Source organism: Butyricimonas sp. Marseille-P2440 (assembly GCF_900091675.1).
Taxonomy (GTDB): Bacteria; Bacteroidota; Bacteroidia; order Bacteroidales; family Marinifilaceae; genus Butyricimonas; species Butyricimonas synergistica.
Window position 1 is genome coordinate 34,919 of sequence record NZ_LT594609.1, and the last position, 18,405, is coordinate 53,323.

An 18,405-nucleotide genomic window follows, 5' to 3' on the forward strand; every position below is an offset into this window, starting at 1 on the left:
TTCCAAGTTGCAAATTTAGATTATTTCTTTAACTTTGCATCGCAAATACTATTTTTTATTGAATAACTATGCGGAAAGCAGGGTATCATTTTAATTCGGACACATTATCTTTTGATAAAATAGAATCAACTTTAAAGAAAAAAATCTGGCGGTTGGTCAAAAAATTCTTCTCTAGTTTCTCGCTGGCAATCGTAATGCTATACCTCGTGTATGCTTTCATCGATTCCCCGAAAGAGAAACAACTAAAACGCAAATACGAAGAAGTCCTTACACAATACAGCCTTTTAAGCAACAAAGTCGAATATTTGGACAACATATTAAAAGATGTGGAAGCAAGGGATGACAATATTTACAGGGTTATCTTTGAAACCGAACCTATTCCTTCCTCCATCCGGCGTGCCGGTTCAGGAGGTGTCGACCAATACGAGCATTTAAAACATCTTGACAATGCAGACCTCATCGTCGGAACAACTAAAAAGATTGATGAACTGTCAAAAGCTCTTTTCGTTCAAAGCAAATCTTTTGATGCTATCGAAAGCCTAGCCAAGAACAAAATCGAAATGCTAGCCTCTATCCCGGCTATCTTGCCCGTATCATTAAAAGAAAAAACGACACATCAAGTAAGTTCTTCATTCGGTTACCGGATGCATCCCATATATAAAACGCCGAAATTCCATGCCGGCATGGATTTCACCGGAGCCATCGGAACCCCAATTTACGCCACCGGCAACGGAGTGGTTACAGAAAGCCAATTCGATAAAGGATACGGTCGCCATGTTATCATCGATCATGGCTTCAGCTATAAAACCATGTATGCCCACATGGAAAAAATACTCGTGAAGAAAGGACAGAAAGTCAAGCGAGGCGACGTTATCGGTTACCTCGGTAACACAGGTCTTTCCACCGGGCCTCACTTGCATTATGAAGTTAGGAAAAACGACAAACCCATAGACCCGATTAATTTCTACTTTAATGACTTAACCCCGGATGAGTTCGAAAAATTGGTAGAAATAGCAAACAACACAGGACAAAGCATGGACTAACTTATTTTCAATTATTATGGTGGAAGAAGAATCATTAAAACTGTATTACTCTATCGGGGAAGTAGCCGAAATGTTTGGAGTCAATACCTCCCTCATCCGGTTTTGGGAAAAAGAATTTGATGTAATCAAACCTCACAAAAACAAGAAAGGGAACCGCCAATTCACAAAAGTGGATATCGACAACTTTCACCTCATCTATCACCTAGTGAAAGAAAAAGGGATGACTTTGAAAGGAGCACAGCAACAATTGAAGAATCGTAAAGAAGAAACGGAACTTCACTTCGAAGTCGTGAAACACTTGAAGAACATAAAAGAAGAATTACTGTCCATCAAGAACCAGTTACCGTAATAATTTTATAAGCTCCGACCATGTACATCAAAGAAATAATTTCGCTGATAGAAGAATATGCCCCACTAAAATTCCAAGCGAGTTTTGACAATTCCGGACTACTTTGCGGGGATCCCGAGCGAGAATTAACTTCCGTACTTCTATGCATCGACGTGACGGAGGAAGTAGTGAACGAGGCAATTGCCCACGGGCACAATTTAATCATCTCGCACCATCCGCTTATTTTCAGCGGGCTGAAACACATCACTCCCGCCACTTACGTGGAACGTTGCGTGATCTCTGCCATCAAACACGACATCACGATTTATGCCGCCCACACCAATATGGACGTCGTTGCCAACGGGGTCAGCGGACGCATGGCAGACAAACTTCACCTGAACAACAGGCAAATTCTACAACCGGAAGGCGATCCATCGGAAGGCAATGGATTCGGCATTATAGGGGAACTCGATACTCCGATCGAAAGCATGACATTCCTGCAACAAGTAAAAGAGGTATTCCATTGTGACCGGTTACGCTATACGCAGCCTCATATGTCGACGATTCGCAGGGTTGCCGTCTGTGGGGGAGCAGGAGCTTCCTTTTTCTACCGGGCATTGGCAAATTCCGCGGATATTTACATCTCCGGCGATTTCAAATACCACGATTTTTTCCTCACGGAAAACCGTATTATGATAGCAGACATAGGACATTATGAAAGCGAACAATTCACAAAAGAGATATTTTATGAGATACTTACAAAAAAAATATCTACCTTTGCGGTTCAGTTTTCAGAGATAAATACAAATCCGATTAAGTACTTATAATATATGGTGACGAATAACAATGAGAAAATGCAAGAACTGACAGTTGAAGAGAAACTGCAGAACCTGTATGAATTACAACGAATTGACACCGAGATCGACAAAATCAAGACTCTTCGAGGAGAATTGCCTTTGGAAGTTCAAGACCTTGAGGATGAGATCGCGGGGCTAGAAACACGTATCGAAAACTTGAAGGCTGAACTAAGCGAACTTGATAAAACAACCTCCACGAGGAAGCAAGAAATCAAGAAAGCGGAAGAGTCTATAAAAAAATATAGCGAACAACTTGACAACGTGCGTAACAACCGTGAATACGATGCGTTAAGCAAGGAAATCGAGTTTCAAAAACTCGAAATCGAATTACAAGAAAAAAGAATCCGGGAAGCGACAAAGGCTAAAACAGAAAAAGAGGCTCTCATGGAGGAATCCAAGAAACGTTATGAAGAGAAAGTTTCTGACCTTGAAGCCAAAAAAGGTGAGTTGAACGACATTGTCAACGAAACTCACAAAGACGAAGAAGCCCTGAAAGTAAAGTCGGAAGAATTGGCTGCCACAATCGATGATCGTCTGTTGACAGCTTATCGCCGTATCCGTTCCAACGCCCGCAACGGTCTTGCCGTTGTAACCGTGGATCGTGACGCTTGCGGTGGATGTTTCAACAAGATTCCGCCACAAAGACAACTGGATATTCGTTCCCGGAAAAAAATCATCGTCTGTGAATACTGTGGTCGTATCCTCATCGATAAATATATCTGTGACTACGACGGCTCGCAACAAAAAGCAGACCTTGACGCCCTTCTTGATGCACAAAAGAAAAAAGGAAGAAGGATTAGAAAATCAGAAGAATAAAAACAAGGCTGCTCATCAAGCAGCCTTTTTAGAATCTAAAATTTTAATTTTACTCAAAATGATTCCAACAAACTACGATCCGCAAAAGAGCGAAGAGAAATGGTATCAATACTGGATGGAACATCGTTTTTTCCATTCTGTGGTTGATAAAAAGAGAACTCCGTATTGTATTGTTATTCCCCCGCCTAACGTCACGGGAGTCCTGCACATGGGACATATGTTGAACAACACGATACAGGACGTACTCGTCAGACGGGCTCGCTTGCAAGGAAAGAACGCTTGTTGGGTTCCCGGCACCGACCACGCCTCTATAGCCACGGAAGCCAAAGTGGTGGCAAAACTCAAAAGCGAAGGCATCGAGAAACGGGATCTCACCCGGGAAGAGTTTCTGAAACACGCTTGGGCATGGACAGAAAAACACGGGGGAATCATCCTTGAACAGTTGAAACGTCTCGGGGCATCCTGCGATTGGGACAGAACATGCTTCACCATGGACGAAATCCGTTCAGAAAGCGTGATCCGAGTATTTGTCGACCTCTACAACAAAGGATTGATCTACCGGGGTATCCGCATGGTAAACTGGGACCCGGCTGCCAAAACAGCCGTATCCGATGAAGAAGTAATCTATAAGGAAGAACACAGCAAGCTGTATTACCTTCGTTACAAAATAGAAGGCGCTAACGACGAGTATATTACCATCGCCACCACCCGACCGGAAACCATCCTCGGGGATAGTGCCGTATGCGTGAATCCCAACGACGAACGTTTCCGCCATCTGGCAGGCAAAAAATGTATCGTTCCGCTTGTGAACCGGGTTATCCCGATCATTCAGGACGAGTACGTGGACATGGAATTCGGAACCGGAGCGTTGAAAATCACGCCGGCACATGATATTAACGACTACGAAATCGGATTCAAACATCATCTTGAATCTATCGACATATTTAATGACGATGGTACATTAAACGAGAATGCCCAACTTTTTGTAGGCAAAGACCGTTTTGTCGTTCGTGAAGAAATCATCCCAGCACTGGAACAAGCGGGCAATCTGGTTAAGATCGAGGATTACAACAATAAAGTAGGCTACTCGGAACGCACCAACGTGGTGATCGAACCGAAGCTCTCCATGCAGTGGTTCCTGAAGATGAAAGATTTGGCAAAACCGGCATTGGATGCCGTGATGAACGACGCCATCCGCCTGACTCCGCCAAAATTCAAAAACACCTACCGCTACTGGATGGAAAACGTTAAGGATTGGTGCATCAGCCGACAATTATGGTGGGGACACCAAATTCCGGTATTTTACCTTCCCAATAGCAATGATTACGTTGTAGCCAACAATAAAGAAGAAGCCGCCAAACTGGTAAAAGACAAGTTCGGCAAAGAGATCCCGGCTAACCAATTGCGCCAGGATGAAGATTGCCTCGACACTTGGTTTTCCTCCTGGTTATGGCCCATTTCCGTGTTCAACGGGATACTGGAACCGGACAACGAAGATATCAACTATTACTATCCGACCACGGATTTGGTTTCCGGACCAGACATCCTTTTCTTCTGGATGGCACGCATGATCATGGCCGGATACGAATACAGGCACGAAAAACCGTTCAAAAATCTTTACCTGACAGGTATCGTGCGCGACAAACTACATCGAAAAATGTCCAAATCGCTTGGAAACTCGCCCGACCCGATCGACCTCATCAACCAATACGGGGCAGATGGAGTACGTGTCGGTATGCTCCTATGCGCACCCGCGGGAGGCGACTTGCTATTCGATGAAAGCTTGCCGGAACAAGGACGCAACTTCACGACCAAAATATGGAATGCTTTCCGTTTGGTCAGCAACTGGAAAGTGGCGGACATCGAACAACCGCAACACTCCAAACTGGCACTCGAATGGTTTGAACAATATCTCAACAAGTGCAAGGGAACGTTGAATAACCAATTCGACCAATACCGTTTGTCGGAAGCACTCATGACCGTCTACACCGGATTCCGCGACGAATTCTCATCATGGCTGTTGGAGATCATCAAGCCCGGCTTCGAGCAACCCATCGACCGGACGACTTACGACAAAACAATTGCTCTTTTCGAGGAAATGTTGCAATTGCTCCATCCCTTCATGCCATTTATCACGGAAGAGATCTGGCAGAACCTGCGTGAACGAAAAGATGGCGAGAGTATCATGGTTTCCGTGCAACCGCAACCCGGCAATTATGACGAAAACTTCCTAAGTGAATTTGAAAACACGAAAGAAGTCATCGCCGGTATCCGTACGATTCGGAAACAAAACAATGTTGCCTTCAAAGATGCCATCTCGTTTAGAATAAAAAACAATGACCGTTACCCGTTACGCTTTGAATCCGTAATCAGCAAAATGGGTAACATCAGCGATATTGAGATGGTAGACGACACCGTAAAAGGAGCATGGAGTTTCATCTGCAACACGGTAGAATACTTTATCCCCGCCGTGGGTGAAGTCAACACCGAAGAAAAAAGAGTCAAACTCGAGGCAGACCTAGCTTACGCTCAAGGCTTTCTGAACTCCGTTATGAAAAAACTAAGTAACGAGAAATTCATGAGCGGCGCTCCCGCACAAGTCATCGAGAACGAACGCAAAAAACAAGCCGATGCCGAAGCTAAAATCAAGGCGATCGAACAGCAATTGGCAGAACTATAAATAAATAGGAAACAACCAAAAGTCCCCGAGAACTTTAAATAAAGATTTCGGGGGCTTTTTTACACTATTGTGAAAAAAATCATTCTTTCCAATGTATTCCTTCCAGATCGATATCAAAAGTTTCTTTATAATACTCTACAAGATAAGCGTACTTTTTCTTCATAAGAGGATACTGATTGCATAGTTCCATTGCCGCTTCCTTCGTCGTTCCGCCAAACCATGCCACCCATTTAAAGAAATCTTCTTCTTTTGAGGGAGGCAAAATACGATTTCGCCAAACGTAACCGCGTTCATACATTTCTTGATCGGTTCTAATAGCTTCCCGCAAATAAGTACTCACAGACCAAAACTTCTCCGGAGTTTCTGTCGTCTTAGCGATCAAACTACTGGCAAAACATTCATGCCACTCCTGCACGGCAGCTCTTTGATTCTTTTCCGCCGGGAAATTTTTCTCACTTGCGCCACCGAAAACAAAATAATTTACCCCCTCCAAAGCATAACGCTGTGTTTTCTTACTACTTGTTTCCCACAATGTATCTGCCAGATAGATACGGTAAGGAAGATATTTTTTCAAGATATCATCCGCAAAACCGCTTAAAAACTTCGTTTCTATAAAATCCAGCAACTTCTCCGCATATTCAGCATTCTCCGGGAAAGAATACACGTAATGGCGATACGAATCCCAGTTCCAATTAATATCCTCTTTCGAATAATTATAAACAATATACGTATCGTACTTCCGGTAAAAATCCGATATTTTCTTATCCAACGACGTGGACGTGGAAAGTTCCGGGTTCACGTCGAAATCCAGTTCGGGAGTAATACTGTCTTCCGAACAAGCTTGCACGGCAAACATGCAAATAACTAAATATATAATCTTCCTCATAACTATTCAATATTTGTTTCTACCGATCTTCTTTCAGGACGGCGATTCAGTTCCATCGCCGTATTATATTCTCGCTCTTTCCGGGGAATCTCTAAAACATACCCCATATCTCCGCACTCCAACATGAACGTTTCTTCCACCCCGCCCCTGCTAATCAACACATGTTTCAACTCGGGCATCCCCTGCCGCCGAAGATCCCACCAACGATGAGTTTCTTCGAAGCACAATTCTTTCCGTCGCTCTTCATAAATCACAGGCAAAAAAGTCGTTACATCATAATCTTCAGCCCGCACATCCTGATAACCCACGATTCGATTCTTTCTGATCTCATTTATCAATTCCACGGCTCGTCCCAAATCCGGTTCGTTCTCATCCCGGACATAAGCTTCCGCCAGATTCAAATAGACCTCTGCCACGCGCCACGCTTCACCCGTGCCGGAAGAAGGCGATCTTGAAAACTTAATCGGCTCGTACTGGTAGCCTTCCTCGCCAAAAAATGCTTTCATCCTCAAATCGTTATCCATATCAAACAATTTCAACAAAGCATCATCCGAAAAACGGGATACCTGAAAGAACGGTCCGGCAGTATTTCCCTTTATACTATATATATACTTATATGAAGTTCTGAGATCTCCGAAATTGAAAAGTATCTCCGGATTCTTTAACGGATCGATAAAAGAAAAAGAGGTCTCGCCAAACGTAATTTCACCGCCTTTCAAATCATACAATGACGGCACCACGTTCAACACCTGTTCCCCATACTTCTTCACGTCCACCCAATTTTCCTGGTACAACGCCACCCGAGAAGCCAAAAGCAAAGCCGCTTCACGAGTGATCTCGAATTTATTATCCGGAACCGACGCATTCTTGAACAACTCCAATGCCTGCGTAATATCGTCATGGATCAATTCGTAAACCTTCGCAACGCTCTCCCGGTACAACCGTTCCATAGAAGGCTTCGTATCCAACCAGACACATACCCCCGGATCGGAATCCGCAGTAGATTTGTCATAAGGCTTCGCATACCAATTGACCAGACAGAAATAATTGTAAGCCCTCAAGGTCAAGGCTTGGGCGACAAGCAGATTCACATCTTCCTCGTGCCCCTCAATCCTCTCCCTGTCATTAATAATCAAATTACATCCCAAAATATTCTTATACCTTGCCGGATAGGCTCCGTCCATGCTATTCATCTCCTCCTCGAGATCTCTCTGCCAAGTAAAGACACCCTTCATAGCCTGCACGTCCGAAGTTTGCTCCTTATCCTTACTCCCGTACCAGATTTCAATGTCATCATCCATCAACTTCATGTATGCCACGTCTGTCTGGAAAGCATGAGGATACCCCTCCCCGATAAGTAATTGCCGGTATTGCTCTGCGGTTTCCGGAATAATCAAGTCTTTATCCGAATGCTCAAGAAATCGGTCGCAACTCACGAACAAAACAGATAAAACAACTCCTAAAAATATAATAATCTTTCTCATAGCACTACACGTTAAAAAGTTAAATTCAAGCCGAAGCTATAATTAGGAAGTACAGGTATATTTGCGGAAGGCGTTTCCGGATCAAGATTATGCCAAGCCTTAGGAGCCCAAACAGCCACATTATTAGCCTGGAAACGAACCGTAAGCCCTTTCAGATAAATCCGATTCACAATATGAGAGGGAACCGCATAACTCAAAGAAATCAAACGCAATCGCAAAAAGTCCGTCTTGGCTACCCGTATATCCGTCTGATCGTAATAAGTCTGAAAACTATACCCTTCCGATATTCTTTCATCATACAAAGCCGGTATTTTAGTCTTCGCCTCGTCTCCCGGCTGCTTCCACCTCCGGGCAACTTCCGTGGTCACATTCTCCACCGGGTCAAACACGGCTCTCATCTCTCCATACAAAGCCGGCAAACGGCTTTTTCCTCCCAACCCGAATGACAAACCGATAGACAGGCTAAGACCTTTATATGTCAAATAAGTATCAAAACCTCCGGTCACGTTCGGGTTAAAATTCCCGCTTTTCACCAGGGCAGCCGTCGTGTAATCAATATCATACACCTCATTGCCCTCCTTATCCCGGAACAGGGGGTATCCGTTTGTCTCGCTCAACCGCACGAAATCCAAAGAATAAAAAGTCCCTACCGCAGTTCCTTCCGTCGTAATATTCCCCTTAATCATATCTTTCGCCAACTCGTCGGAAGTAGACTCCGGTAATTGCGATTTTATAATCTTGTTCTCATTATAGGCTGCATTTAAACGTACATTCCATTTCCAAGTTTTATTCTGGATAATATCGCAGGACACCATACCCTCGATACCCTTGTTATCCATGGTGCCGGAATTAATCTTCACGTAATTGCGCCCCGTTGCCATAGACACCTCTTTATTCATAATCAAATCTTTACTCCTCTTGTTGTAATACTCCACCACCCCGGAAAATCGGTCAAGGAACTCGAACTCCAAGCCCACGTTCACGGATTTCGTTTTCTCCCACCTAAGGTCAGGATTAGGCAATTGCTGTAAGGTAGAATATTTCAATTGCGACACTTCATGCCGCCCCTCCAATCTCACGATCAAATCCGGTGAAGAATCATCATTAATATTTCCCTGGATACCATAGGACGCTTTCAAAGCCAAGTGAGTCAACCAATCTATATCCTTCAAAAAATTCTCCCGGTTAATATTCCACTTTCCGGAAACAGACCATACTGGCAGAAAACGATATTTCGGGTTCGTTCCGAACTTGTTCGAACCGTCCGAACGGATATTCGCATTGAGGATATAACGATTCTCGTAAGAATAATCCACCGAACCGATAAAAGAAACGATTCTGGTTTCCCGGTCGGTAATATTCGTGTAAGCGCTACTTTGAATAAAATCCCTCACCCTCTCGTTGTCCAGATTCGGCCATGTAACCCGCTCTCCCCCTTCATTATCATAACCGTAAGCCCTCGCAGAATGACCTTTATAATTTTTAATCGATATCTCTTGAATAAACAACCCCCGTAACGAATGTTTATCATTAAACACCCGATTATATTCCAATCCGTTTTGAAACAACATCGTGTGATTGTTCGTGTGCCCGTATGAAAGTTCTCCACCATAAGGCAATTTGGATTTATTCTCATCATCACTAAAAGGAGGATAGAAACCTAAATCCGACCCACGAATATGGGCGATATAATAAGATCGCTCTGTTGCATGATTCTCCGTGCGGGCATTTGAAGTGGCATATGAGAACAATCCCCGATATTTCAATCCCCTGTACAAATCAACATCCAGATTCAACTGCAAACCGAATTCTTCCGTATGCCCCTTCGATCCGGTCTCATTCAATTCATTCAGCACGTTGAACGACTCCGGTCTATCCGTGGTTCCCCCTTTATTATAGAAAAACAAATCTCCCTCCTCGTCATACAAAGGAATCACCCGTGAAGTATGGTAAGCATAATCTTGCGGATTCACCTGGTAGAAACCCTTATTATCCGATATAGAACCACTGATCTTGAAAGAAGCACGTAACCAAGGCGTAATATCATTCAATATTTTCAACATTGCCGTGTACCTCTCGCTGTCGGAACCGATTGCCGCACCCCGGCTATTATTATAACCCAAGGAAATATAGTAACTATTATGATCTCCGCCTCCCGACACGCTCAAGCTATAATCCTGATACAAAGAATTGCGGAAAAGAATATCAAACCAATCCGTATTTCTCTTTTCCAGCACCCGGGCTTGCTTCTCGAATTCCTGCGGGGTAATTTTCTTGTCATACAAATCCATGACAATCCCCTCGTAACCAATCCTTTTCGGCATTCGCTTATAACGTAACCCATGTTCGATAATCTCCTGAGACAACTTTACCCGTTCCTGAGAGTTCATCAGATTCAGCCGCCTGTAAGAAGGACGTTGGTTCACGGAGAAATTAGAATTAAAAGCCACCATCGGCTTTCCCTTCTTCCCTCTCTTCGTGGTAATCACGATGACCCCGTTGGCAGCCTTTACCCCGTAAATTGCCGTCGCGGAAGCATCCTTAAGGACATTGATCGACTCGATATCCTGCGGGTTCAACCCGGCAACACCATTACCAATCAGGTACTCCGCGTCAGGACCGTTTATATCGGAAGCATTAAAAGGCAAAGGGTTTTCTTGAGGCACCCCGTCAATAACCCAAACCGGAGCTTTATTTCCGGCTATCGTGGAAGTACCGCGGATACGGATCTTCGGGGTAGCACTCGGTTCTCCGGAAGTTAAAGTAACCGACATTCCCGGCACCTTTCCCTGCAACATCTGGTCTATTGTCATTGCCCCGGCAACCACCACATCTTCAGCCTTCAAAGTGACGATAGAACTAGCCAATTCCCGCTTGCTAAACCGCTGGTATCCGGTGGTAACCACGACTTCATCCATCATCTGCACATCCTCTTCCATGATGATAGAATACTCTTTTTTCCCCTTCTCCAATTTCACGTACCGGGTTTTCATTCCGATAAACGACACAATCAAGGTATCGACCTTCCCCTTAAATTCCAGTGAAAACACGCCCTCCTCATTCGTCGACGTTCCCCATGTCGTACCTTTCAACAAAACCGTAACCCCGGGGATCGGTGTTCCTTTCGTGTCAACGACTTTCCCCTTGATCACTTCTTTCTCCTCCTCGGTCATCCATCCCGCTTCTCCTTTGCGTTTCAACACGATCACGTTGTTGATAATCTTGTATTCCAGCGAGAATGTCGGCAACACTTTCTCCAGCACGGAAGCTATCAATTCATCCTTCACCTCTATTGACAACGTCCCCGAGTTTTGCACCACCCCGGAGTTATAAAGAAACCGAACACCTGCCTGCTTTTTCACGGCATTAATAAACTCCTCGAGCGTCGCATTTTCCAGCTTTAATGACACCTTGTCCTGAGCTTGAACATCTGCAAAAATGTTTAAACTAAACAAGAACAAAAAGACTACATTCAATTTCATCATCAATAAGATCTTTTTTTTACACTTGATAAGGCATCTTAACCTCGGCAATAGCTTTTTTTTCATAGCTTTGTAAAGTATTAGTTAGTAATAAATTTATAACACGGATAACAAATTTCCTAGGTCTGGTATCCGTGTTTTTTTATTGATACAAGATAACCGTATTACCGTTTATCCTATATTTCACATCTCCTGTTCCTTCCAAAATTTGCATAAAAGCGTTGATCGTATTATATCGTTCCACGTTACCCGTGAAACGCACGTCTTTCATTTGTTGGGATTGATAAAAAACTTTTACATTATACCATCTCTCCAAATTCAACATGATCTCTTCCAGCTTTCGATCTTTAAAAACATATATACCGCTTTTCCATCCCACGTACTCTTCCGGTTCCACCGTCTTCCGCTCAATCTTACCCGACAGGTAAGCCACAATCTGCTCTCCCGGTGTTATCGTCAAGGACTCCCGCTGATTTTGTTCAAAAGCAACTTCCCCGCTTACAAGCGTGGTCAACATATTTTCCTCGGGGTATGCAGTGATTCCAAAAGCTGTCCCTAACACTCTCACGTCACCTAACCCCGAATGTACCACAAAAGGACGGGTATTCTTTTCTATTTCAAAATAAGCCTCTCCCTCTAAATAAATTTCCCGAATCGTATCGCCGAAACAAGTTGGGTACTTCAGCACACTCCCGGCATTAATCCATACCTTGGAACCATCTTCCAGCACGACATAACATTCTCCACCAAGAGGCACAGATAACTCGTTATACACGATAGTCGAAGCTGTTCGTCCCGCATGATGATAAGTCAACTTCCCTTCTTCAAATTGAATGAGCGTCCCTCCCTGTTCATTGATTTTCCCTTCGTTTACACGCGTAACCGCAATCTTCCGACCATCCGCCAGTTTCAACTGCGCCTGCGGTATCCCGGGAGAAATAATTGTATTCCCCGGGATTTCGATTTTCTGCATCTCCTTTTCACGAGTTGACTGAACACCGACAGCAACACCGATCAAAATAAGTATCGTGGCAGCAACCGACCAACGCGTAAATAATCTGCGTGCAACATATTTTTTCCCGAAGCGATGTTCAAATTTTCGATAAGCCTTCTCCGAAGGAAACAGTAAATAAGGAGCCAACCTTTCCGCTAAATAATCCGCATCCTGCATTTCCAGATAAACCTCATGTATCACCGGATCTTGCAACAAGACATCAAATTCCTCTTGTTCATCTTTCGTCAGCGACCCGGAAAGAGCTTTCCTGAATAAATCTACAAACCGTTTAAAATTCTGGTCCATTTTCGTGCATTATTTTATATATCAAGATGCACGAAACCAAATTTGGTATGACAAGAAAAATAATATTTTAACGAAAATGAAAAAAATAAGCCAACGAACACTCTCTTTATGAACCCATTACCAAAAACAACTAATCAGAAAAAACAATACCGTATTTTTAAGTTTTTCTCTCAAATATTTAAAACTCCTATTCTTTTGCGTCTTTACTGTACTTATCGCAATCCCCAATTCATCCGCAATCTCTTTTCCGGTATACCCTTTAATACTCAATAAAATAATCTGACGTTGTTCGTTAGGTAACTCATCAATATAACGATATAAATGTCTTGTCAGCTCCTCCCGAACCGTTTCCACAAAAACCTCATCCGAAAACCCCTCCGAATCTTGTATCACCTGTCGAGCATAACGTTCCCGATACCCTTTACTGCGAATTTCCATCATCGCCTGATTGTAAACCGCCCGATACAGATAATACGTGAAATTATTCACGTCCTCGAACTTGCTATCCGACTTCCACACGTTACACAACACCTCCTGAACCAAATCTTCCGCCCCGTGAACATCATTAATCAGCCTATTGGCATAAACACACAAAGCCGTATAGTAAGCCGTATAAATACACTTCCATCCCGATACATCTTTTTCATTTACAGCCCTGAGAATCTCTGCCGAGTCTATTGTCATAACCTCAATTTCGTGAAACATAAAGTTACCTCGGACAAAAATAGGAATTAATACCATAATATTAACACCTTCCCACGATTCTCATCAAAAATTTTACTCTACCCTCACCCATTTCACGGCATCCGCCACGAAACCTACTAAAACATTGCAATTCTCAAATTCGTATAGTATTTTAGCACACAAAATAATAAACATACAAGATTTATTACAGGAATATGAAAACACGGATTTCACGTATTGCTTTACCAATAATTATATTGTTGTTTTTCGCACAATGTGCCACCGTACCGATCACGGGACGCCGCCAGCTGATCCTTTTCCCAGAAAACGAAATGGTATCCATGAGTCTGACATCATATAGCAGCTTTTTGAAAGAAAACAAGCTGTCCACGGACGAGGCAAACAAAAAACGAATCAAAGACGTGGGAGCCCGCATCTCAAAAGCCGTAGAACAATACCTTGCCTCCAACGGAATGCAAGACCAGATCGCAAACTTTCAATGGGAATTTAACCTCGTCGCCAGCAACGAACCGAACGCATGGTGTATGCCGGGCGGGAAAGTTGTATTCTACGAGGGCATCCTTCCCTACTGCCAGAATGACGCTGGTATCGCTGTCGTTATGGGGCATGAGATAGCCCACGCCGTGGCGCACCACAGCAATGAGCGCATGAGCCAGCAAGCCCTACTTCAATACGGGCAAGCCGCCGCAACGGAAATCCTCGGGCACAACCAATCCGATACACGCAAAGCCCTGCTTTCCGCGGCGATCGGCATGGGTACAAATTTAGGAGTCACCCTGCCTTTCTCCCGGAAACACGAGTACGAGGCAGATCGTTTGGGTTTGATCTTCATGACAATGGCGGGCTATGATCCCAACGAAGCCGTGGCATTCTGGAGTAGAATGGCAAATTCGGGAGGAAGCAAACCTGCCGAGTTCCTCTCCACCCACCCTGCCGACCAGAATCGTATAGCGAAACTAAAAGCCGCCATTCCGGAAGCATTGAAATATAAACCTCAATAATACTTGGGCTACACGAAGCCTACCCTTTCCCTACCTCACCATCGAAGCATGAACGAAGCATAAACGTAGCATAAACGTAGCATAATCGACGGGATGCGAATATGCAACGATATTGATTCGTTCATATAACCTTCATAAGGTAGGGAAAGGATAAAACACCGCTAGCGAACAGAAGGGGAAAAGATTGAAATCGGGCAATAATTCGTGATTTTCTTCATTTTCAATTTTCAATTTTCAATTTTCAATGATAAAATTCATACTTTTGTTGAATCATATCAATAAAGCAGTTTAGTATTATGGAAAACAAGTTAACGATATACAACACGTTAAGCCGGAAAAAGGAGTTATTTGAACCGCTAAATCCCCCGTTCGTGGGATTATATGTTTGTGGACCCACCGTGTACGGGGACGCCCATTTGGGACATGCACGCCCAGCGATCACGTTCGACTTGTTGTTTCGTTATCTCAAATACATGGGATACAAAGTAAGATACGTGCGCAATATCACGGACGTGGGACACCTTGTGAATGATGGGGATGACGGAGAAGACAAGGTCGCAAAGAAAGCAAAACTGGAACAACTGGAGCCCATGGAAGTCGTGCAATTATACACGAATCGTTACCACAAAAACATGGAGCAACTGAACACGCTCTCCCCCAGCATAGAACCTCACGCCTCGGGACACATCATCGAGCAACAGGAAATGATCAAAACACTGATCGACAACGGATACGCTTACGAGAGCGAAGGAAATATCTATTTCGACGTGGAACGTTACAATAAAAAATACCATTACGGGATTCTTTCCGGACGGAAGATCGACGAGTTGCTGGTAAATACCCGCCAACTCAGCGGGCAAGACGAAAAGCGGAATTCCATGGACTTCGCTTTATGGAAAAAAGCGACACCGGAACACATCATGCGCTGGCCTTCACCGTGGGGGGCAGGCTTTCCGGGTTGGCATCTTGAATGTTCCTGCATGAGCCAGAAATATCTCGGTGACACGTTTGACATCCACGGCGGCGGACTCGACCTGCAATTCCCGCATCACGAGTGCGAGATTGCCCAAAGCACCGCAGCACAAGGACACCCGGCTGTGAAATACTGGATGCACAACAACATGGTAACGATCAACGGGCAGAAGATGGGCAAATCGCTCGGGAACTTCATCACCCTGGATCAACTTTTCGCCGGGGATAACGACGTGCTCGAACAAGCCTATTCACCGATGACCGTTCGTTTCTTTATCCTTCAAGCCCATTACCGCAGCCCGCTGGATTTCTCGAATGAAGCGTTGAAAGCGGCAGAGAAAGGCTACGAGCGCTTGATGTCAGCCATCGTGCAGTTGCATAAACTGAAAGCATCAAACGAAAATACCGTGGATGTAAAAACTCTACGGGACAATTGCTTCGAGGCTATGAACGACGATTTGAACACCCCTATTTTAATAGCGCATCTGTTCGACGGCGTTCGCATGATCAACTCCATTGCCGCCGGAAGTGAAAAAATAGATGCAGAAAACTTAGAGATCTTAACCGAATTGTTCGATAGCTTCGCATTCGACATTTTGGGATTAAAGGGAGAACAAGATGCCAGTGCCAGCAATCAAGCCCTCGGTAAAGTAATTGACGCCATGATGAATGTCAGGAAAGCAGCACGGGCAAATAAAGATTGGGCAACCTCGGACAAAATCAGGGATGAATTGAAAAATGCCGGAATCCAGATCAAGGACACGAAGGACGGTTACGAATGGGAACTAGAATAACACAATGATTATGACCTCTTGCTACCAATACATATTATTCAGTATTATTTTAATCACAGCTTGTCAAGGTGCGAATAAAGCCAAAAGCACGGAGGGTACAGCGGTTACAGGCAACACGGAAGCCTCCCGCGGCACCGGACCTAAATACGTGAAAAGCGTACAGTTTGTCTATCCCATGAAAGGAGATACTTGTCGTTTCGACCAGGAATTAGAAATCCTGTACGCCAATAACAAGCGCTACCCTATCGACTCGGCACACCTTTTCTTTAATCAAAGAAAGATTGCCACACTCGACAGCGTCACAAAAAAATATGTATTCAAAATCCCCCGGGAAAAATGCGGCACGAACACGTTGAAAGTAATTGCCTTCCACCCGGATAACAAGCAAGGAGTTGCCACTCAATCATTTATCGTGAAACCGGAGAAAGCCCCGAAAAGGTTGAATTACAAGTTAATCAAGACGTATAACCACGCGACGGATGCTTCCACACAAGGCTTGGTCTACATTGATGGAATTATCTACGAGGGCACTGGGATAAAAGGTCAGTCCACGTTGCGCAAAATCGACCTGGAAAACAATAAAACGCTGGCTTCATTAAGCTTGGACAGCCGTTATTTCGGGGAAGGGATCACCGTGTACAAGGATAAAATCTACCAGCTCACGTGGACATCCCAAAAAGCATTCGTGTATGATCTGGCAACCTTCACGTTGCAGAACACGTTCGACTACTCCATGCGAGAAGGCTGGGGACTCACCACCATGGGGGACAAACTTGTCATGAGCGACGGGACGCATCGCCTGTACCATCTCGACCCGGAATTATTCTCCGTCGTGAAGAATGTCGAGGTATATGACAACAATGGTCCGGTAACCAACCTTAACGAATTGGAATACATCAACGGTTACATTTGGGCTAACGAATGGCTCACGGATCGCATCGTGGTTATCGACCCGGAAACCGGAGAAGTCGTACAGGAACTACTGTTACCGAATATGCTGACTCCCGCGGAGAAAGCCAAATTGGACGAAAATGACGACGTGTTGAATGGTATCGCGTACAACGAAAAGAAGGGCACGATTTACGTTACCGGGAAACACTGGCCGAAGTTGTTCGAGATAAAAACTTATTAATTCTGTGATTTAATGATTGCCGATTTCGTGATTAAATCAATCACAGAGTCATCAAATCGGCAATCACGAAATCCATAAATCTAAAATTAAATAGTTATGGTTGACGTGAAAATCGAGCCCTCGTGGAAAGAATTACTAAAAGATGAATTCGAGAAACCTTATTTTTCCGAGTTAATCCAATTCGTGAAACAAGAATACAGTACTACAAGAATCTATCCTCCCGGAAAACTTATTTTTAACGCATTCGACCATTGTCCAGCCGATCGGACAAAGGTTGTCATTTTAGGGCAAGACCCTTACCATGGTCCCGGACAGGCACACGGGCTTTGTTTCTCTGTTCCAGAAGGCATAGAACAACCACCCTCCTTGCAGAACATTTTCAAAGAGATTCATAATGATTTGGGGACACCCATCCCGAGCTCTGGAAACTTGGAACGCTGGGCAGAACAGGGTGTACTCCTGCTCAACGCCACGCTGACCGTGAGGGCACATCAGGCAGGTTCTCACCAAAACAAAGGATGGGAAACATTCACGGACGCCGTGATCCGAGCCATAGCGGAACGGAAAGACAACCTCGTGTTCTTCCTTTGGGGATCATACGCCCAACGTAAAGGGGCTTTCATCGACACCAACCGTCATCTGGTATTGAAATCCGTCCATCCCTCGCCTCTGTCGGCAAACCGGGGTGGCTGGTTCGGCAATCACCAGTTCAGTCAAGCTAATGCTTATTTGAACTCAAATGGACTGCAAGAAATAGAGTGGTAAACCGCTCTATTTTTTCTGCCCGTTTGAGTTCAAGTTGCAACTTGGAAATTCATGGAATTTCCAAACTACGCAAACGTTTGAAATTTTTCTCTCGTTTCCTTGTGAAAGTCGGCTTTTAATATATAACTTTGGTGCACGAAATATAAACAACATATCAGCT

General features: G+C 44.2%; 14 protein-coding genes. 9 read left to right on the forward strand and 5 right to left on the reverse strand.

The window, feature by feature from the left end:
* Positions 1-68: 68 nt before the first annotated feature.
* From BN8899_RS06235 to BN8899_RS06255, 5 genes are read left to right on the forward strand one after another with little or no spacing between them, the layout of a single operon-like run.
* Positions 69-1,043 carry a M23 family metallopeptidase gene (locus BN8899_RS06235; protein ID WP_018339301.1) on the forward strand — a complete coding sequence of 325 codons (975 nt, stop codon included), beginning with the start codon at positions 69-71 and terminating at the stop codon, positions 1,041-1,043.
* A gap of 13 nt (positions 1,044-1,056) precedes the next feature.
* Positions 1,057-1,392, forward strand: a complete 336-nt coding sequence (locus BN8899_RS06240) for a MerR family transcriptional regulator (RefSeq protein WP_197496239.1) — start codon at positions 1,057-1,059, stop codon at positions 1,390-1,392.
* A gap of 20 nt (positions 1,393-1,412) precedes the next feature.
* Positions 1,413-2,198, forward strand: coding sequence for a Nif3-like dinuclear metal center hexameric protein (locus BN8899_RS06245; protein ID WP_018339299.1), 786 nt, complete (start codon positions 1,413-1,415; stop codon positions 2,196-2,198).
* Positions 2,199-2,201: 3 nt separating this feature from the next.
* A complete protein-coding gene (locus tag BN8899_RS06250; protein ID WP_065218771.1) occupies positions 2,202-3,044 on the forward strand; it encodes a zinc ribbon domain-containing protein in 843 nt (280 codons plus the stop codon).
* 58 nt (positions 3,045-3,102) lie between these two features.
* Complete coding sequence (locus BN8899_RS06255) at positions 3,103-5,724, forward strand: valine--tRNA ligase (protein ID WP_065219413.1); 2,622 nt, start codon at positions 3,103-3,105, stop codon at positions 5,722-5,724.
* Positions 5,725-5,803: 79 nt separating this feature from the next.
* Here the strand turns inward: BN8899_RS06255 and BN8899_RS06260 are convergent, their stop codons facing one another.
* The 5 genes from BN8899_RS06260 to BN8899_RS06280 all read right to left on the reverse strand — a co-directional run bounded on the left by BN8899_RS06260 (position 5,804) and on the right by BN8899_RS06280 (position 13,560).
* The gene (locus tag BN8899_RS06260) at positions 5,804-6,610 is read right to left on the reverse strand and encodes a hypothetical protein (protein ID WP_018339296.1); all 807 of its coding nucleotides are present in this window, start codon (positions 6,608-6,610) and stop codon (positions 5,804-5,806) included.
* A gap of 2 nt (positions 6,611-6,612) precedes the next feature.
* Entirely contained in the window at positions 6,613-8,094 is a 1,482-nt protein-coding gene (locus tag BN8899_RS06265) for a RagB/SusD family nutrient uptake outer membrane protein (RefSeq protein ID WP_026207825.1), read from the reverse strand.
* 11 nt (positions 8,095-8,105) lie between these two features.
* Positions 8,106-11,579, reverse strand: a complete 3,474-nt coding sequence (locus BN8899_RS06270) for a SusC/RagA family TonB-linked outer membrane protein (protein ID WP_065218772.1) — start codon at positions 11,577-11,579, stop codon at positions 8,106-8,108.
* A gap of 139 nt (positions 11,580-11,718) precedes the next feature.
* A complete protein-coding gene (locus tag BN8899_RS06275; RefSeq protein WP_065218773.1) occupies positions 11,719-12,876 on the reverse strand; it encodes a FecR family protein in 1,158 nt (385 codons plus the stop codon).
* Between the two features lie 117 nt (positions 12,877-12,993).
* Positions 12,994-13,560, reverse strand: coding sequence for an RNA polymerase sigma factor (locus tag BN8899_RS06280; RefSeq protein WP_065219414.1), 567 nt, complete (start codon positions 13,558-13,560; stop codon positions 12,994-12,996).
* A gap of 215 nt (positions 13,561-13,775) precedes the next feature.
* Between BN8899_RS06280 and BN8899_RS06285 the strand changes: the two genes are divergently transcribed.
* From BN8899_RS06285 to ung, 4 genes are all read left to right on the forward strand, one after another.
* A complete protein-coding gene (locus tag BN8899_RS06285; RefSeq protein ID WP_065218774.1) occupies positions 13,776-14,582 on the forward strand; it encodes a M48 family metallopeptidase in 807 nt (268 codons plus the stop codon).
* Positions 14,583-14,878: 296 nt separating this feature from the next.
* Positions 14,879-16,348, forward strand: a complete 1,470-nt coding sequence (gene cysS, locus BN8899_RS06290; protein WP_018339289.1) for a cysteine--tRNA ligase — start codon at positions 14,879-14,881, stop codon at positions 16,346-16,348.
* 4 nt (positions 16,349-16,352) lie between these two features.
* Complete coding sequence (locus tag BN8899_RS06295; RefSeq protein WP_018339288.1) at positions 16,353-17,480, forward strand: glutaminyl-peptide cyclotransferase; 1,128 nt, start codon at positions 16,353-16,355, stop codon at positions 17,478-17,480.
* Between the two features lie 96 nt (positions 17,481-17,576).
* Complete coding sequence (gene ung, locus BN8899_RS06300; protein WP_018339287.1) at positions 17,577-18,245, forward strand: uracil-DNA glycosylase; 669 nt, start codon at positions 17,577-17,579, stop codon at positions 18,243-18,245.
* The last annotated feature ends 160 nt before the right edge of the window (positions 18,246-18,405 follow it).

Coding starts and splice junctions, on each gene's coding strand:
- BN8899_RS06235 (WP_018339301.1), top strand. CDS start 69: ATGCGGAAAGCAGGGTATCATTTTAATTCGGACACATTATCTTTTGAT.
- BN8899_RS06245 (WP_018339299.1), top strand. CDS start 1,413: ATGTACATCAAAGAAATAATTTCGCTGATAGAAGAATATGCCCCACTA.
- BN8899_RS06250 (WP_065218771.1), top strand. CDS start 2,202: ATGGTGACGAATAACAATGAGAAAATGCAAGAACTGACAGTTGAAGAG.
- BN8899_RS06255 (WP_065219413.1), top strand. CDS start 3,103: ATGATTCCAACAAACTACGATCCGCAAAAGAGCGAAGAGAAATGGTAT.
- BN8899_RS06260 (WP_018339296.1), bottom strand. CDS start 6,610: ATGAGGAAGATTATATATTTAGTTATTTGCATGTTTGCCGTGCAAGCT.
- BN8899_RS06265 (WP_026207825.1), bottom strand. CDS start 8,094: ATGAGAAAGATTATTATATTTTTAGGAGTTGTTTTATCTGTTTTGTTC.
- BN8899_RS06270 (WP_065218772.1), bottom strand. CDS start 11,579: ATGATGAAATTGAATGTAGTCTTTTTGTTCTTGTTTAGTTTAAACATT.
- BN8899_RS06275 (WP_065218773.1), bottom strand. CDS start 12,876: ATGGACCAGAATTTTAAACGGTTTGTAGATTTATTCAGGAAAGCTCTT.
- BN8899_RS06280 (WP_065219414.1), bottom strand. CDS start 13,560: ATGACAATAGACTCGGCAGAGATTCTCAGGGCTGTAAATGAAAAAGAT.
- BN8899_RS06285 (WP_065218774.1), top strand. CDS start 13,776: ATGAAAACACGGATTTCACGTATTGCTTTACCAATAATTATATTGTTG.
- cysS (WP_018339289.1), top strand. CDS start 14,879: ATGGAAAACAAGTTAACGATATACAACACGTTAAGCCGGAAAAAGGAG.
- BN8899_RS06295 (WP_018339288.1), top strand. CDS start 16,353: ATGATTATGACCTCTTGCTACCAATACATATTATTCAGTATTATTTTA.
- ung (WP_018339287.1), top strand. CDS start 17,577: ATGGTTGACGTGAAAATCGAGCCCTCGTGGAAAGAATTACTAAAAGAT.